General features: G+C 67.4%; 10 protein-coding genes. 7 read left to right on the forward strand and 3 right to left on the reverse strand.

Annotation, left to right across the window (positions count from 1 at the left end):
* Nucleotides 1-51 precede the first annotated feature (51 nt).
* A complete protein-coding gene (locus AC5P5S_RS13965) occupies nt 52-1,092 on the reverse strand; it encodes a DUF1176 domain-containing protein (protein ID WP_043035391.1) in 1,041 nt (346 codons plus the stop codon).
* Between the two features lie 145 nt (nt 1,093-1,237).
* Here AC5P5S_RS13965 and recJ point away from each other — a divergent pair, with 145 nt between their 5' ends.
* Both recJ and AC5P5S_RS13975 read left to right on the forward strand, forming a co-directional pair.
* On the forward strand, nt 1,238-2,995 hold the full coding sequence (gene recJ, locus AC5P5S_RS13970) for a single-stranded-DNA-specific exonuclease RecJ (protein ID WP_062605963.1): 1,758 nt from the start codon (nt 1,238-1,240) through the stop codon (nt 2,993-2,995).
* Between the two features lie 144 nt (nt 2,996-3,139).
* Nucleotides 3,140-6,052, forward strand: a complete 2,913-nt coding sequence (locus AC5P5S_RS13975) for a DUF2135 domain-containing protein (RefSeq protein ID WP_062605877.1) — start codon at nt 3,140-3,142, stop codon at nt 6,050-6,052.
* A 61-nt stretch (nt 6,053-6,113) separates the two neighbouring features.
* On the opposite strand, the gene AC5P5S_RS13980 is transcribed toward AC5P5S_RS13975, so the two are convergent.
* Nucleotides 6,114-7,100: a phosphatase PAP2 family protein gene (locus AC5P5S_RS13980; protein ID WP_049460697.1), complete on the reverse strand. Its 987-nt coding sequence runs from the start codon at nt 7,098-7,100 to the stop codon at nt 6,114-6,116.
* A gap of 9 nt (nt 7,101-7,109) precedes the next feature.
* A complete protein-coding gene (locus tag AC5P5S_RS13985; RefSeq protein ID WP_049475981.1) occupies nt 7,110-8,312 on the reverse strand; it encodes an acyltransferase family protein in 1,203 nt (400 codons plus the stop codon).
* A 175-nt stretch (nt 8,313-8,487) separates the two neighbouring features.
* Here AC5P5S_RS13985 and AC5P5S_RS13990 point away from each other — a divergent pair, with 175 nt between their 5' ends.
* From AC5P5S_RS13990 to AC5P5S_RS14010, 5 genes are all read left to right on the forward strand, one after another.
* Nucleotides 8,488-9,408, forward strand: a complete 921-nt coding sequence (locus AC5P5S_RS13990; protein ID WP_032966701.1) for a LytTR family DNA-binding domain-containing protein — start codon at nt 8,488-8,490, stop codon at nt 9,406-9,408.
* 144 nt (nt 9,409-9,552) lie between these two features.
* Nucleotides 9,553-10,678 (forward strand): peptide chain release factor 2 gene (prfB, locus tag AC5P5S_RS13995; protein WP_197594969.1). Its coding sequence is split into 2 segments (ribosomal slippage): nt 9,553-9,627 and nt 9,629-10,678, totalling 1,125 coding nucleotides; the frame shifts between segments, so codons are not numbered across the junction.
* 154 nt (nt 10,679-10,832) lie between these two features.
* Complete coding sequence (locus AC5P5S_RS14000) at nt 10,833-11,615, forward strand: helix-turn-helix transcriptional regulator (RefSeq protein WP_005409491.1); 783 nt, start codon at nt 10,833-10,835, stop codon at nt 11,613-11,615.
* Nucleotides 11,616-12,317: 702 nt separating this feature from the next.
* Complete coding sequence (locus tag AC5P5S_RS14005; protein WP_062605875.1) at nt 12,318-13,703, forward strand: NAD-dependent succinate-semialdehyde dehydrogenase; 1,386 nt, start codon at nt 12,318-12,320, stop codon at nt 13,701-13,703.
* Nucleotides 13,704-13,766: 63 nt separating this feature from the next.
* Nucleotides 13,767-15,407 (forward strand): acetolactate synthase large subunit, encoded by a 1,641-nt coding sequence (locus tag AC5P5S_RS14010; protein ID WP_062605873.1) that lies wholly within the window; start codon nt 13,767-13,769, stop codon nt 15,405-15,407.
* The last annotated feature ends 163 nt before the right edge of the window (nt 15,408-15,570 follow it).

Genomic DNA, 15,570 nt, shown 5'->3' on the forward strand with positions numbered 1-15,570 from the left:
TGTTGCTTCGGATGTTGCTTCGGCAGGTGCAGGGCGCAGCCCTGCAAACAATCACCTCACCGTGCTGACCACGGTCGGCAGCTGCCAATGCCCTCCCGCCACGCCGCGGCACTGCCCGGTGGTGAACTCGCCGCTCTTCACGAATCGCGCACCATCCCAGGCCCAGTCGTGGCCGGAGAAGCAGTCACCGATGCCGCGCCCACGGAAGCGCCCGCGCAGCGTCGCGTCATCGCGATCAAAGTCCTCCGCGTTGGAGGTCACGAACTTCGCCTGGTACGGCGCCTTGTCCTGCACTACCCAGTAGCCGCTGCTGAAGTTGTAGGCACCCATGAAGCAGCTGGTGCTTGCCAGTACATGCTGGGCGTCCAGTCGCTGGATCTCGATCTCGTCTGTCCCACCCTCGCTCAGGCGGCCGCACTCATCCGGCTTCGGCAGGCTGGCGATCAGTGCCTTGCGCAGGCCCGGTGCGTTCGCCAGTGCCGCGTCAGAGGCGCGCGGTGCCATCAGCGTGCCGCGCATGATCACTGGCACCGGCAACGCCGCAGGCACGCTCGCTTCGGGCTTGTCGCCACGCCGCACCAGCGCACCGGGTGTGCCCAGCCGGCCCTGGGCCTCGTCCATCTTCAGCAGTACGGCCGCTGCACCGCTGTCGGAGATCGGCCACGCCTTGCCCTTGCCGTCGATGATGTCGATGCGTGCGTGGCGCGGCAGCGCGGCGACCAGCGCATCGGTCTGTCCCTGCTGCAGCAGTACTTGATCTCCGTCGCCGGTGTCGCGCACCGGGCCCAGGTCCTTGCCGTTCAGGCGCAGGCGCAGCGCCCCGGTCGGCGTCGCGCTTTCGCCATCCTCGCCGTTGCGCAGCCGCGCGAGCACCTTCGTACCCGGGCCGCCCACGCGTTCCAGCATCAGGCTGAGCAGATTGCCGGGTTGTTCCGGACTGTAGCCGGCGGCGCGGCAGGTGCCGGTGTTGTCACAGGCCAGCGACCAGTCGTTGTGTTGGAACTGCACGCCGGCCTTCGGTTCGGGCGTGGCGGCGTGGGTGGCCGGGGCCAGGGCGAGGCCCAGCAGCGCGGGAAGGAGCGTACGATGCATGCGTTGAAGTCCATTTCCGGGCCGACAAGCATGGAAGATAGGCTGGCAGATTCCAAATGCCAGCGATCGGGGTGGAGCCTCCTGCGGGCAGAGAGATCCGACCCCGCGCTATCATGGGGATGTCTTCCGCAACCCGGCGATGCCGATGTCCCTTGCCGCCGATGCTGCGCAGCCGTCCTCTGATACGCCGATGATCCGCCGCCGCGATGCGGTCGTACCCGGCAGCTGGCCAGACGGCACGCTGCCACTGCTGGCGCGACTCTATGCCAGCCGCGGCGCCGGTACGCCAGAGCTGGCACTGCCGAAGCTGGGCAGCCTCCACGCGCCGGAGCTGCTGACCGGCATCGATGATGCGGTGGGTCTGCTGATCGAGGCCATCGCCAACGACAAGCGCATCCTGGTGGTCGGCGATTTCGATTGCGATGGCGCCACCGCCTGTGCGGTCGGCGTGCGTGGCCTGCGCATGCTCGGCGCGCAACACGTCTTCCACGCGGTGCCGAACCGCATGGTGCACGGCTACGGCCTGTCACCTTCTCTGGTGGAGGAGCTGGCCGCGCTGCAGCCGGACCTGCTGGTCACGGTCGACCACGGCATCGCCTGCCATGCGGGCGTGATCGCGGCCAAGGCGCGGGGCTGGCAGGTGCTGGTCACCGACCATCACCTTCCCGGGCCGCAGCTGCCGCCGGCCGATGTCATCGTCGATCCCAATCTCGACGGTGATGCGTTCCCCAGCAAGTCGCTGGCCGGCGTCGGTGTGATCTTCTACGTGCTGATGGCGCTGCGCCGTCACATGCGCGAGGCCGGCGTCTTCGCCGATGGCAAGGGGCCGGACCTGACCACGCTGCTGGACCTGGTGGCGGTCGGCACCGTCGCCGACCTGGTGGCGCTGGATCCGAACAACCGGGCACTGGTCAGCGCGGGCCTGCGCCGTCTGCGCGCGGGGCAGGGCTGCGTCGGTCTGCGAGCGCTGATCGAAGCCAGCGGCCGTGACGCGGCGCGGCTGACCGCCACCGACATCGGCTTCGCACTCGGCCCACGCCTGAACGCGGCGGGCCGGCTGGAAGACATGGCGCTGGGCATCGCGCTGTTGCTGACCGAAGACCCGCGCCAGGCGCGGGAGATCGCGCAGACGCTGGAGCAGATCAACTCGGAACGGCGCGCCGTCCAGCAGTCGATGACTGACGACGCCGAGCAGGCCTTGACCCGCGTGGTGCTGGACATGGCCGGTCAGCGACCGGTCGCGGCCTGCCTGTTCGATGCCGACTGGCATCCCGGTGTGGTCGGCCTGGTCGCTTCGAAGATGAAGGATCGCCTGCATCGCCCGGTGATCGCCTTTGCCCCGGCCGAACCGGGCGCCGACACCCTGCGTGGCTCGGCGCGCTCCATTCCCGGCCTGCACATCCGTGACGCGCTGGCGTTGGTCGATGCGCGCCATCCGGGCCTGATCGAGCGCTTCGGTGGGCATGCCATGGCGGCCGGGCTGAGCATGCGGCTGGATCACGTCGATGACTTCAAGGCCGCCTTCGTCGCCGTGGTGCTGGAGATGCTCGATCCGGCCGCACTGCAGCAGCAGGTGCTCAGTGACGGCGAACTGGCGGCGGATGAGCTGGACCATCGCCACGCCGATGCGCTGCGCCTGGCCGGGCCGTGGGGCCAGGGTTTCCCCGAGCCACTGTTCGACGGCCACTTCGAAGTGGCCAACTGGCGAGTACTGAAGGAACGCCACCTCAAGCTGGAACTGCGCCTGCCGGGCGTACCCGGCACGATCAACGCCATTCATTTCGGCGGCTGGCACGGCAACGCGCCATCACGTCACGTCCACCTGGCCTACCGACTGGCCTGCGATGACTACCGTGGCGGCAGCGCCATCCAGCTGATCATCGAACACTGCCTGCCCGCCTAAAAAAAGGGGACGGAGGGGATTAAGCCGCTTTTGCCTTGTTTGCCAATTGCGACTTAATCCCCTCCGTCCCCTTTTTGGGGGCCCGCCAACCCCGTTACGGTTGCTGGTGCGTTCAACGATCCACGATCCCACTGGAGTCCTGTCATGGTCTTCGCCCGTTGCTGCACTGTGTTGTTGCTGGCCCTTGCGGCCTGGCCCGCTGGCGCGCAGTCGCCGCCGATCTCCCGGCCGCAGGCCAGCACGCCGTTGCTGATTGCCCCGGCTGCCGAGCAGGCGGTCCAACTGCGACACGCCCGCATCGAAGGCGAGGTCCAGGCCGGCGTTGCCCAGACCCGGATCACCTTGGAATTCCACAACCCGAACCGTCGTGTGCTGGAGGGTGAGCTGCAGTTCCCGCTGGCTGATGGCCAGCAGATCACCGGCTTCGCGCTGGATATCAACGGCGAGATGCGTGACGCGGTGCCGGTGGCCAAGGACCGCGGCCGCCAGGTGTTCGAGGAAATCGCCCGCCGTGGTGTCGATCCGGGCCTGCTGGAACAGACCGCCGGCAACCAGTTCCGCCTGCGCGTCTACCCGCTGCCGCCCGGTGGCAGTCGGCGCGTGCAGCTGGTGATCCGCGAACCGCTGGCCTTCGCCGGCCAAAGCTGGCAGTGGACGCTGCCGCTGCAGTTCGCCGCCGGTGCAGCCTCGGTTGAACTGAAGGTGCATGCTCCCGACGCGGCCACCGCAGGTACTGCGCCATTCCGCATCAGCGCGGGCCAGCTGCAGTGGCAGGGCAAGGGTGCGCAGCTGCCGAAGCAACTGCAGTGGAACCTGCCGGCAGCCCGCCAGGCACAGGTGCAGGTGGCGCCCTGGCAGGATGGGCACTACCTGTTGGCACAGCTGCCGGTGGCGGCCAGCAGTACACCCCGCACGTTGCCCAGCGAGATCGGCCTGCTTTGGGACGGCTCCGGTTCGGCGGGGCAGCGCGATCGCACGCGTGAGTTCGCCCTGCTGGATCGCTATTTCGCAGCGCTGGGTGACGGCACCGTGGCCTTGACCGTGCTGCGTGATCGCGCTGAACCGGTGCGTCGCTTCCGCATCCGCGCCGGTAACTGGAACGAGCTGCGCGCAGCACTGCAGGCGGTGCGCCCGGACGGTGCCAGCGCGCTGGCGCAGTGGCAGTCGCAGCCGGGCGTGAAGGAGTACCTGCTGGTCAGCGATGGGCTGTTGACCTACGGGCCGGAACAGCTGCCGGCGATGGCGCCGGATCAACGCCTGTTTGCGGTCAGCAGCGCCGGTGCGCGCACCGATGCCGTGCGACTGCGTGGTTGGACCGAAGCGCGTGGCGGCCGCTTCGTTGCGCTGGGCGAGGATGTTGATGCGGCGGCGCGCGAGCTGCTGTCGTCGCCGCTGGATGTGCAGGTCGATGCAGGGCGCGGCGTGCAGGACGTGGTGATCGATCGTCGCAGTGAAGCCCAGGGCTGGTTGTGGCTGCATGCACGACTGGCGGCCGACAGTGTGCCGATGCGGGTGCGCGTGGGTGGCGGCGAATGGCAGGCGCTGCCCGCCACGCAGAAGAGTGAAGGCGGCGAGCTGCTGGCCGGCTTGTGGGCGCAGGCGCGCCTGCAGCAGCTGGCCGCCGACCGCCGTGGCAACCGCGAGGCGATGCAGCGGCTGTCGCAGCAGTTTGGCCTGGTCGGCCCGGACACCTCGCTGATCGTGCTGGAGACGTTGGAGGACTACCTGCGCTATGCGATCCGCCCTTCGGGCACGCTGCGCGCCGGGTACGACGCCAGGTTTGCAGTGCAGGTAAGAGATCGCGCCGCTGCTGATCGCCAGCGCCTGGATGAGGTGGCGGCACGCTGGAAGGAGCGCCAGCAGTGGTGGAGCCGCAGCTGGCCGAAGGGTGTGCCACCGCAGGCGAAGGGCGGGGCACTGGAAGTGGCCTCGGCGGACCATGCGACGGAATCGGCGCCGGTGGCAATGCTCGCCGCGCCGGCCCCTGCGGCACCGCCCGCCCCGGCACCGATGGCCGCCGCCGCCGAGCAGCGCATGGAAGCCAGCAGCGCGCGTGCACGTCGCTCGGCGCCTGCATCGAACAAGGCCCTGGATTCAATTACGGTCACTGGTGGCCGTGTCGCTGCGCCCGCTGCCGCCAACGAGGGCGAGCTCGGTATCCAGCTGGCGGCCTGGCAGCCGGACTCGGCCATCGCCCGGCGCCTGCGCCAGGGCCCGGCGTCGCAACTGTATGACCGCTACCTGGCCGAGCGCGATGCGCATGCCGACAGCAGCGCGTTCTTCCTCGACGTAGCCGACCTGCTGCTGGAGCAGGGTCAGCGCGACCTGGCACTGCGTGTGCTGTCGAACCTGGCCGAGATGGACCTGGACAACCGGCACCTGCTGCGCGTGCTCGGTTACCGGCTGATGCAGGCTGATGCCCCCGCACTGGCGGTGCCGGTGTTCGAGCAGGTGCTGGCGATGGGCCAGGAAGAGCCGCAGAGCTTCCGCGACCTGGGCCTGGCACTGGCAGCGGCCGGCAAGCCGCAGCAGGCGCTGGCGCCGCTGTACCAGGTGGTGGTGCGGCCGTGGGACAGCCGCTTCGATGGCATCGCCCTGATCGCATTGGATGAACTGACCAACCTGGTGGCCCGCAGCACGCCCCGGCTGGATACCACCAGCATCGACCCGCGCCTGCTGCAGGCAATGCCACTGGACCTGCGCGTGGTGCTGTCGTGGGACGCCGACAACAGCGACATGGACCTGTGGGTGACCGACCCGAACGGCGAGCGCGCCTACTACGGCAACCGCCTGACCTACCAGGGCGGGCAGATGTCGCAGGACTTCACCGGCGGCTATGGTCCCGAGCAGTTCTCGCTACGCAATGCCAAGCCGGGCAAGTACAAGGTGGAGGCGAACTACTTCGGCAGCCGCCAGCAGCTGGTGACCGGGGCGACGACGCTGATGCTGCGCCTGACCACCCACTGGGGCACGTCGAAGCAAAAGGACCAGATGGTCACGATGCGGTTGAAGGATCGCGCCGAAACCGTGCTGGTGGGCGAATTCGAGGTGCGGTAGTGCCGGGCCATGCCCGGCGGCTGCACAGCCGGGGAAGGGCCTGTCCGCGCATGGCGTGGATCTACCGCACGTCTTCGACTGCTGGAAGGCGCTGGCGCGGAATCCACCGCGTCAGCGCCACGCCGCCGCCGAGGATCAACAGCGTGCCCACGGTCTGCCACAGCAGCTCGGTCGCCGGTACCTCCGGCAGCGCCGCAGTTCCGGCAAGCCAGTCGATCAACGGCCGCGCCAGCAGGTAGATCAGCACCACGCCCAACACGCGCAATATCCGCTGCACGATACCCTGCGGGTCCTTCGGCCAGCCACGCCATTGCAGCCACGCCACCAGCAGGCCCAGTGCGAGCAGTCGACCGGCTTCACCCACCGGAACGAAGCGGGTGGTTACCGCCGCCCAGGCCATCAGCACGCCCAGCCCCGGCAGGACCGGCAGCTGCCAACGCTGGTTTGAGCGCATGCCTGGCATCAACTGCCACGCCAGCAACGCAACACCGATGCCGACCAGCCAGCCGGCCAGCACGTCGGCCAGGAAATGCCGGCCCAGGTACATCCGTGACACCGCCATCAGCAGTGGCCAACCGAACGCCAATGCCCAGCGCAGCCAGCGGCGGCGGATGCCGAACGCCAGCAGCAGGCCCACGCCGGCGGCGGTGGCTACGCCGACGTGGCCACTGTTGAAGCCATAGTCGGCATCGGGCTGCGCGCGCAGCATCGCGGTGGCCCGGGAATCAGGCAGGGACCAGAACGTGTGCCCTCCGCCATCGACCACGAACGGATGCGACGGCACCCCTTTGTCCAGCACGCGTGCATCCACGTCCGATGGGCGGGGCAGGGCGGCACCCTGCTTGATCGCGTGGGTGGCGCAGGCCATCATCAGTACCGCCAGCATCACGCACAGGCCGGCGCGCAATCGTGCGCCGAACGCGCAGAGCAGGATCAGCGCGGTGTAGGCCATTTCGTAGCCGAGCAGGCTGATGAACTGCATCAGCGCCAGCATCCAGCCGCCGTCGAAGGTCTGCTGCAGCCACAGGTGCCAGTGGGTCTGGAACATCCGTTGTCCTCATCGCGCCGTGGCGGCGCGTACCGCCGGTGACGATAGCGGATCGGCCTTCAGGCCGAACAGGGGCCGCAGCCAGCGGGAGCGTCGGATCAGCAGTTCGTGGATCAGCATGCAGCCGCCGACGGTGCCGCCCAGCAGTAGCGACGGTTCCAGCCAAGGACCCAGTTGCAACGGCTTGAGCCAGAACAGCAGGGCGATGATCAGGCTCTGGTGCAGCATGTACCAGGGATAGATCGCCTCGGTGCAGTACGGCAGCCAGCGGAACGGGCGGTCGAGGAAGACTTTGCCCCAGCCGAGGATGCTCAGCAGCGCGGTCCAGACGTACAGCGACTGGCTGGCCCGGCCCTGCAGGTCCCAGAACGGTTCGGGCCATTGCCGCAGCGGTGAGTCGGCGGGCAGCACCTGGCCGAGGATGCGCAACCCCAGATACCAGCCAACGGCAGCAAGCGCCAGCCACAGCGTGGTGCGGCGCAGGGCGACCACGCGCTGCCAGAACACCGGCTCACGACCCAGCAGGTAGCCGGCCAGGAATACGGTTGCGTACTTCGCGTGCTGGTACCAGTCGCTGAGCAGGGCATTGGTGGACGGGTAGATCGGCTCCAGCCAGATCACCCAGGCCAGCAGCAGGGCGGACGGAAGGCCGATCAGCAGCATCGGCGATGCTGCGCAGAACGCCACCGCGCGGCGCACCACCGCCGTTCCCAGCAACGGCATCAAAAGGGCCAGGGCCAGCGTGTAGTTCCAGAGATACGCCAGGTACCACAGATGGTTCCAGGTGATGCCGTACTGCCAACCGGCAAAGCTCCCTTCCGGCCACGGCCGCACCTGCCAATAGCGCAGCAGGAAGTGGCCGAAGCCGGGTGCCACGTGGCCGTTGGCTACGCCTTCGCAGTAGGGTTGGATCGGCACGATCACGAACATGCCGAACAGCAGCGGCAGCAGCAGCCGCCAGGTGCGCAGGCCGGCGAAGCGCAGCAACCTGCCTTCCGGCCGCATCAGCGCGATGGCGATACCCGAGATCAGGAACAGCAGCGACATCCGCCAGCGGTTGACGAACAGCATCGGCCACTGCAGCCATTCGGCGGTATGCACGCTCTTGAGGTGAAAGCCCCAGTCGTCCACGTAGGCCATGGCGGTGTGGTAGAGGATCAGCAGGGCGAAGGCGAACACGCGCAGGGCGTCGATGTCGTAGCGTCGGGTCATGGTGGTGGTGTGCCGGAGAGTCGAGCCAAGGTGACGCCGTCCGGTCCGTGCGGCGACCGGCAAGGGGCCGCTGGAACCGACGCAGTGACCAATGGCGGGGGTGGTGGGACCAATGGAGCCGCTACCCTTGGTCCCTTGAGGCAGGCTGGAGCACCGCAACGACATGGATGCAGCAATGACCCAGGGCCGACCACCGCGCTGGCGCATTTCAACCCGACTGCTGGTATGGGCGGCAATCCTGTCGGCCTCGGCGGTGGCCAACGCGTTGGTCGATGTTATGGATGCCAGTCGCCGCGGCGCTGATCTCGGCTTGTGGGAACCCTTGATCTGGGAGTTCAGCAGCCTCGGCCTGATCCTGTTGACCCTGCCGTTGCTGTGGTGGAGCTGTGAGCGCTGGCCGCTGCATGCCGATACCTGGAAGCGGCGGTTGCCGCTGTATCTGCTGGCCAGCGTCGGCTGGTCGTTGCTGCATGTGGTGGGGATGATGCTGCTGCGGCACCTGGCCTACGCGTCGCTGGGCTACCGCTACCAGGATGATGCCGGCTGGTTGGAGCGTTTTGCGTATGAATACCTGAAGGATGTGCGCACGTTCGCGATTTTCGTCGCGCTGGAGCACTTCGCCAGCTGGTTCGGCCGGCGCAGGCAGGGCGAGGCGCGCCTGCTGGCCGAGCCCGACGTCGGCCCGCCGGTGGAACCGGTCGAGCGCCCCCAGCACTTCCTGGTGCGCAAGCTGGGCAAGGAGTTCCTGGTGGCCACGGCAGACGTGGAGTACGCCCAGGCGGCGGGGAACTACGTGAACTTGCGGGTACGCGGCCACGACTACCCGCTGCGCATCACCATGGCGGTGCTGGAGCAGCGGCTGGACCCGGGCGAGTTCCTGCGCCCGCACCGCAGCTGGCTGATCAATCGCGGCCAGTTGCGCTCGATCGAGCCGCTGGATGGCGGCGAGGCCCTGCTGCACATGGCCGATGGAGCCAAAGTGCCCTGCAGCCGGCGCCAGCTGCCGGTCCTGCGGCAGGCGCTGGGCGGCGCGGGCGCGGGTAGAGTCGACTGTTGGTCGACTATCGCGCGCAGCGCGGGCTCCACCGCAACCTGAATGAAAAGCAGTCGACTGACAGTCGACTCTACAGAGGCGGGTCTACCAGTGGTTGGCTCCCAGCGGCAGGCCTGGTCCCTCATTCCGGGCGCCCCCGGCCTGCGGTATCATTGGCAGTCATCTTTTGAATGCATAACCGCCGACATGATCGAACTGAATCCTGTCCGCCAGCGCATCACCGATCTGACCGATCGCGTGCTGTCGCTTCGGGGGTATCTTTGACTACGACGCCAAGAAAGAGCGTCTTGAAGAAGTAACGCGGGAGCTGGAAAGCCCCGACGTCTGGAACAACGCCGAGTACGCCCAGAACCTGGGCCGCGAACGTTCCAGCCTGGAAAAGACCGTGGGCGGCATCGCCTCGGTGCTGGATGGCCTGAACGACGCCACCGAACTGCTCGAGCTGGCCGAGTCCGAGCAGGACGAGGACACCGCACTGGCGGTGGTCGCCGACCTGGACAAGCACCAGGCGCACGTGGAAAAGCTGGAGTTCCAGCGCATGTTCTCCGGCGAGATGGACAATGCCGCTGCGTTCGTCGACATCCAGGCCGGTGCCGGTGGCACCGAAGCCCAGGACTGGGCCGAGATCCTGCTGCGCATGTACCTGCGCTGGTGTGAATCGCGCGGCTGGAAGACCGAGCTGATGGAAGTCTCCGGCGGCGACGTCGCCGGCATCAAGTCGGGCACGCTGCGCGTGGAAGGCGACTATGCCTATGGCTGGCTGAAGACCGAGACCGGCGTGCACCGCCTGGTGCGCAAGTCGCCGTTCGACTCGGACAATCGCCGCCACACCAGCTTCACCTCGGTGTTCGTGTCGCCGGAAATCGATGACAACATCGACATCACCATCAATCCGGCCGACCTGCGTACCGACGTGTACCGTTCGTCGGGTGCCGGTGGCCAGCACGTCAACAAGACCGAGTCGGCGGTGCGCATCACCCACATCCCGACCAACATCGTGGTGGCCTGCCAGACCGGCCGCAGCCAGCACCAGAACCGCGACAACGCGATGAAGATGCTGGCCGCCAAGCTGTACGAGCTGGAGATCCAGAAGCGCAACGCCGAAAAGGACGCCGTGGAAGCGACCAAGTCCGACATCGGCTGGGGCAGCCAGATCCGCAATTACGTGCTCGACCAGAGCCGCATCAAGGACCTGCGCACCGGCATCGAGCGTTCGGATACGCAGAAGGTGCTGGACGGCGACCTGGACGAGTTCGTCGAGGCCAGCCTGAAGGCCGGCCTGGCCGTGGGCTCCAAGCGCGTCGATGCCTGATCTGCGCGCCTGCGCGGATATCGTCACCCTCGTGCGCAACGCCGAGGGTGGCTGATCACGCTTCCGGTAGAGCCGAGCCCATGCTCGGCTGCTGTTGGCGCAGTAGCAGATGCGTCGAGCATGGCTCGACGCTACAACGGGTACGGCGGTGGCGATGATGCGCAGCGAAAGTGAACGCAAGGAACTTGGCGGCTTCCTCAAGGCCTGCCGCGCCCGTGTCGACCCCGCCACGCTCGGCCTGCCGGCCGGGCGGCGGCGCACCCCGGGCCTGAAGCGCGAGGAAGTGGCGCTGGCGATCGGGGTCAGCGTGAGCTGGTACACCTGGATCGAGCAGGGCCGCGAAGTGCGTGCCTCGCCCGAAGTGCTCGAGCGCCTGGCACAGGTGCTGCGCATGAGCGACGACGAACGCGCCTATGCCTTCGCGCTGTCCGGCTACGGCGTACCGCTGGAATCACCGGACGAGAGCGTGACCGACGGCCTGCGCCAGCTGGTGGAGGCGATGCAGCCGATCCCGGCGTACGTGCGCAACACCCGCTTCGACATCCTGGCCTGGAACCCGGCCATCGCCGATCTGTTCGTGGACTACAGCCAGCTGGCGCCGCACGAGCGCAATACGCTGCGGCTGATGTTCCTGTACCCGCCGTACCGCACGCTGATCCTCAACTGGGAAGAAATGACCCGCGGCCTGCTGGCAGGCTTCCGCGCGGCGATGGCGCAGGCGCCGGACAAGGCTCCGTTCCTGGCGCTGGTCGAGGACATCTCGGCGCACAGCGAGGAGTTCCGCCAGTGGTGGCCGGAGCACGATGTGCGCCGATTCGATGAAGGTGCGAAGAAGTTGAACCATCCCACGCGCGGGTTGCTGGACCTGCAGTACGTGGCGCTGGTGCCGGAGAGCCGGCACGACCTTTCCCTGGTGACCTACCTGCCGCGGAAGTAGGTTGTTCGGCAGGGCTGCGCCCTGCACCCGCAGAGGCCGAAGCGACAGCAACGGCAACAGCAACAGCGGACTATCCGAGGGATGGCGGGGTGGTGTGGGTTGACAGGACACGCCGTAAACCCGTCCATGGGGGCTCGATGGCGCCATCCATGGCGCCAACGGTCCTGCCAACCCACACCACCCCACCTCAGACAGATTTCGCGCGGTTGTTGGCAACTGCGGCTTTGTTCCGCGCGGCTGTTGGTAGGTGTCGACCTTGGTCGACACGATTTTTCTCTCAGATATCGAATGAGTCATCCACGCATGGCGTGGATCTACTGTGTCGACCAAGGTCGACACCCACCAACAGCAACGCACAGCGCCGTCCCGACAGATCGCGGGAAATTGTCGAAGGCGGGATGGGTCCGGTTGCGGGAGTGTCCGCGGCATGGATGCCGCGGCCAAGCCCCCAAGGACGGGTTTACGGCGTCTCCCGCAACCGGACCCACCCCGCCATCCCTCAGGAAACCAGCTTCTGCTGTTGCTGTTGCTGTTGCTCTGGATCGTAGCGGGTGCAGGGCGCAGCCCTGCCGATAACCCCATTCAGGCAGGTAAGTGCGGGTCACAGGATAAGCAGACGCCTTGTTGCCTCCGCCATTCGGGTCCACATTCCTGTGCAGGAGACGGGCCGCCCGCCCGTTGTCGAGACAACAGGAGCCCTGCATGTCCGCTGCCCCCACCACCGCCATTTCCCGTGATCCGGCCACCGGCCAGCAGATCGCCAGCCATCCCTTCGCCACCGACGCCGAGCTGGAAACAATCCTGGATCGCGGCCAGGTCGGCTTTGCGGCCTGGAGCGTCAAGAGCCTCGAACAGCGCGCAGACGTACTGCGTGCGATGGCCGCGGTGCTACGCCGTGACCGTGAAAAGCTGGCCGCGCTGGCTACCGCCGAAATGGGCAAGGTCCAGGCCGAAGCGCTGGCCGAAATCGAGAAGTGTGCTGTGCTGTGCGACTGGTACGCCGACAACGGTGCGCAGTTCCTGCGCGACGAACCGACCCAGGTGCCCGACGACAAGGCTTACGTGTCATACCTGCCGCTGGGCGTGGTGCTGGGCATCATGCCGTGGAACTTCCCGTACTGGCAGGTGATGCGCGCGGCGGTGCCGATCCTGATGGGCGGCAACGGCTTCCTGCTGAAGCCGGCCGAGAACATCGTCGGTACCGCGCAGCTGCTCGACGCCGCATGGCGCGATGCCGGCTTGCCGGAGGGCACCTTCATCGCGGCCAACATCAGCCGCGAGGGCACCAGCCGCGCGATCGCCGATGACCGCATCGCGGCGGTGACCCTGACCGGAAGTGTGGCCGCCGGCCGCAGCATTGCTGCCCAGGCCGGGCAGGCGCTGAAGAAGGTGGTGCTGGAACTGGGCGGTTCCGATCCGTTCATCGTCCTGGCCGATGCCGATCTTGATGCGGCCGTCGATGCGGCGGTGGCCTCGCGCTTCCAGAACACCGGGCAGGTCTGCATCGCCGGCAAGCGCATCATCGTCGAAGACGCGGTCTACGATCGTTTCGTGGCGCAGTTCTGCCGGAAGGTGCAGGCACTGACCATTGGCGACGGCCGTGACCCGGCAAACCGCATCGGCCCGATGGCGCGCCAGGATCTGCTGGAGCAGCTCGACGCGCAGGTACGCGCTTCGGTCGACGCCGGTGCGCAGCTGCTGGTCGGCGGGCACCAGCTGGATCGTCCGGGTGCGTTCTATGCACCCACCGTGCTGGCCGGGGTTGAGCCGGGCATGCAGGCCTTCGATACCGAAACGTTCGGGCCGGTGGCCTCGATCAGCCGCGCCCGCGACGCCGACCATGCGGTGGAACTGGCCAACCAGAGCGAGTTCGGCCTCAGCGGCAACCTGTGGAGCGGCGACCGCGCCCGTGCGATGCAGCTGGCGCGCCGGCTGCAGACCGGCGGTGTATTCGTCAACGGCTTCTCCGCGTCCGATCCGCGCGTGCCGATCGGCGGCGTGAAGAAGAGCGGCTTCGGCCGTGAGCTCTCGCACTTCGGCATCCGCGAATTCGTCAACGCGCAGACGGTGTGGTTCGACAAGCGTTGACGCGCAGCTCCCATCCTTCCTGCAACGATCCACCATCAGTCCAGCGAAAAGGACGGCATTCCAATGTCCAAGGGTTCAGATCTGCTTGTCGCCGCACTTGAGAACGAAGGCGTCGAGCGCATTTTCGGCATTCCCGGCGAAGAAAATCTCGACGTGGTCGAGTCGCTGCGCCATTCCAGCATCGAGCTGGTCATCACCCGCCACGAGCAGGCGGCCGTGTTCATGGCGGCCACCTATGGCCGCCTGACCGGCAAGCCGGGCGTGTGCCTGGCCACGCTCGGCCCCGGCGCGCTGAATTTCACCACCGGCGCCGCGTATGCGCTGCTTGGCGCATGGCCGGTCATCATGATCACCGGGCAGAAGGGCATCGTCGCCAGCAAGCAGGCGCGCTTCCAGATCGTCGACATCGTCAGCACGATGAAGCCGCTGACCAAGCTGGCGCGTCAGATCGTCTCGGCGCGCACCATCCCGACCATCGTCCGCGAGGCGTTCCGTGTCGCCCAGGAAGAGCGCCCGGGCCCGGTGCTGCTGGAGCTGCCCGAAGATATCGCCGCCGATGAGGTCGAGGGCGTGGCGCTGATTCCGCCGCACGCGGTGGATCGTCCCATTGCCAGTCCGGAGGCGCTGGATCGGGCGGCGGAGATCATCCGCAACGCCAAGCGCCCCCTGCTGATGATCGCCTCGGCGGCGTCGCGGCCGCAGTCCAGCGAAGCGCTGTCGGCGTTCGTGTTGCGCGCCGGCATTCCGTTCTTCACCACGCAGATGGGCAAGGGCGCGGTGGCCGGTGGTTCGGGCCTGTACATGGGCACCGCGGCGCTGACCGAGCGCGATTACGTGCACATGGCGATCGACCAGGCCGACGTGATCGTGACCATCGGCCACGAGGTCACCGAGAAGCCGCCGTTCGTGATGCGCCCGGGTGGGCCGACCGTGATCCATATCGGCTACTCGCAGGCGGCCGTGGAGCAGGTGTACTTCCCGCAGGTGGAAGTGATCGGTGACATCGGTCGTTCGCTGACCCAGCTGGCCGACCGTATCGAAGGCGCGGTGCCGGATGCCGACGCGCTGCTGCCGCTGCGCGCGACCATTCTGGGACACCTGGCTGACCGTGCCGAGGAAGCTGGATTCACCCCGCAGCGGCTGGTGCACGACGTGCGCCAGGTGATGCCGCCGGACGGCATCGTGGCGCTGGACAACGGCATGTACAAGATCTGGTTCGCGCGCAATTACCGCACCCAGGTGGCCAATACGCTGCTGCTGGACAATGCGCTGGCGACCATGGGCGCGGGCCTGCCGTCGGCGATCATGGCTTCGATCCTGTACCCGCAGCGGCGGGTGCTGGCGGTGTGTGGCGATGGCGGGTTCATGATGAACAGCCAGGAGCTGGAGACCGCGCGTCGGCTGGGCCTGAACCTGGTGGTGCTGATCCTCAACGACGGCGCCTACGGCATGATCCGCTGGAAGCAGGCGGTAGATGGCTTCACCGACTACGGCATGACCTTCAGCAACCCGGATTTCGTGAAGTACGCTGAAGCCTACGGCTGCAAGGGCCACGAGGTGACCGCCATCGAGCAGTTCATCCCGACGCTGGAGGCGGCCTTCAACGAGGGCGGGGTGCACCTGGTGTCGGTGCCGGTGGACTATTCGGAGAACCAGCGGGTGCTGGTGGACGAGCTGCGGCAGGCGTTCCCCGGGAACAGGTAACGGCGAAGCAGGGTCGGCCGATCCGCCCGGTAGGTGTCGACCTTGGTCGGCACGCAGGACGCCAACCCAGGTTGTCGGCTACCGGGGGCATCGCCAAACGGGGTCAGATCCCTTTGCTGCGCAAAGGGATCTGACCCCTCTCCCGGCCGGGGCAGGGCGGTTT

The sequence above is a fragment of the Stenotrophomonas sp. YJH_SMC_54 genome (assembly GCF_059368435.1).

Coding starts and splice junctions, on each gene's coding strand:
- AC5P5S_RS13965 (WP_043035391.1), bottom strand. CDS start 1,092: ATGCATCGTACGCTCCTTCCCGCGCTGCTGGGCCTCGCCCTGGCCCCG.
- recJ (WP_062605963.1), top strand. CDS start 1,238: ATGTCCCTTGCCGCCGATGCTGCGCAGCCGTCCTCTGATACGCCGATG.
- AC5P5S_RS13975 (WP_062605877.1), top strand. CDS start 3,140: ATGGTCTTCGCCCGTTGCTGCACTGTGTTGTTGCTGGCCCTTGCGGCC.
- AC5P5S_RS13980 (WP_049460697.1), bottom strand. CDS start 7,100: ATGTTCCAGACCCACTGGCACCTGTGGCTGCAGCAGACCTTCGACGGC.
- AC5P5S_RS13985 (WP_049475981.1), bottom strand. CDS start 8,312: ATGACCCGACGCTACGACATCGACGCCCTGCGCGTGTTCGCCTTCGCC.
- AC5P5S_RS13990 (WP_032966701.1), top strand. CDS start 8,488: ATGACCCAGGGCCGACCACCGCGCTGGCGCATTTCAACCCGACTGCTG.
- AC5P5S_RS14000 (WP_005409491.1), top strand. CDS start 10,833: ATGATGCGCAGCGAAAGTGAACGCAAGGAACTTGGCGGCTTCCTCAAG.
- AC5P5S_RS14005 (WP_062605875.1), top strand. CDS start 12,318: ATGTCCGCTGCCCCCACCACCGCCATTTCCCGTGATCCGGCCACCGGC.
- AC5P5S_RS14010 (WP_062605873.1), top strand. CDS start 13,767: ATGTCCAAGGGTTCAGATCTGCTTGTCGCCGCACTTGAGAACGAAGGC.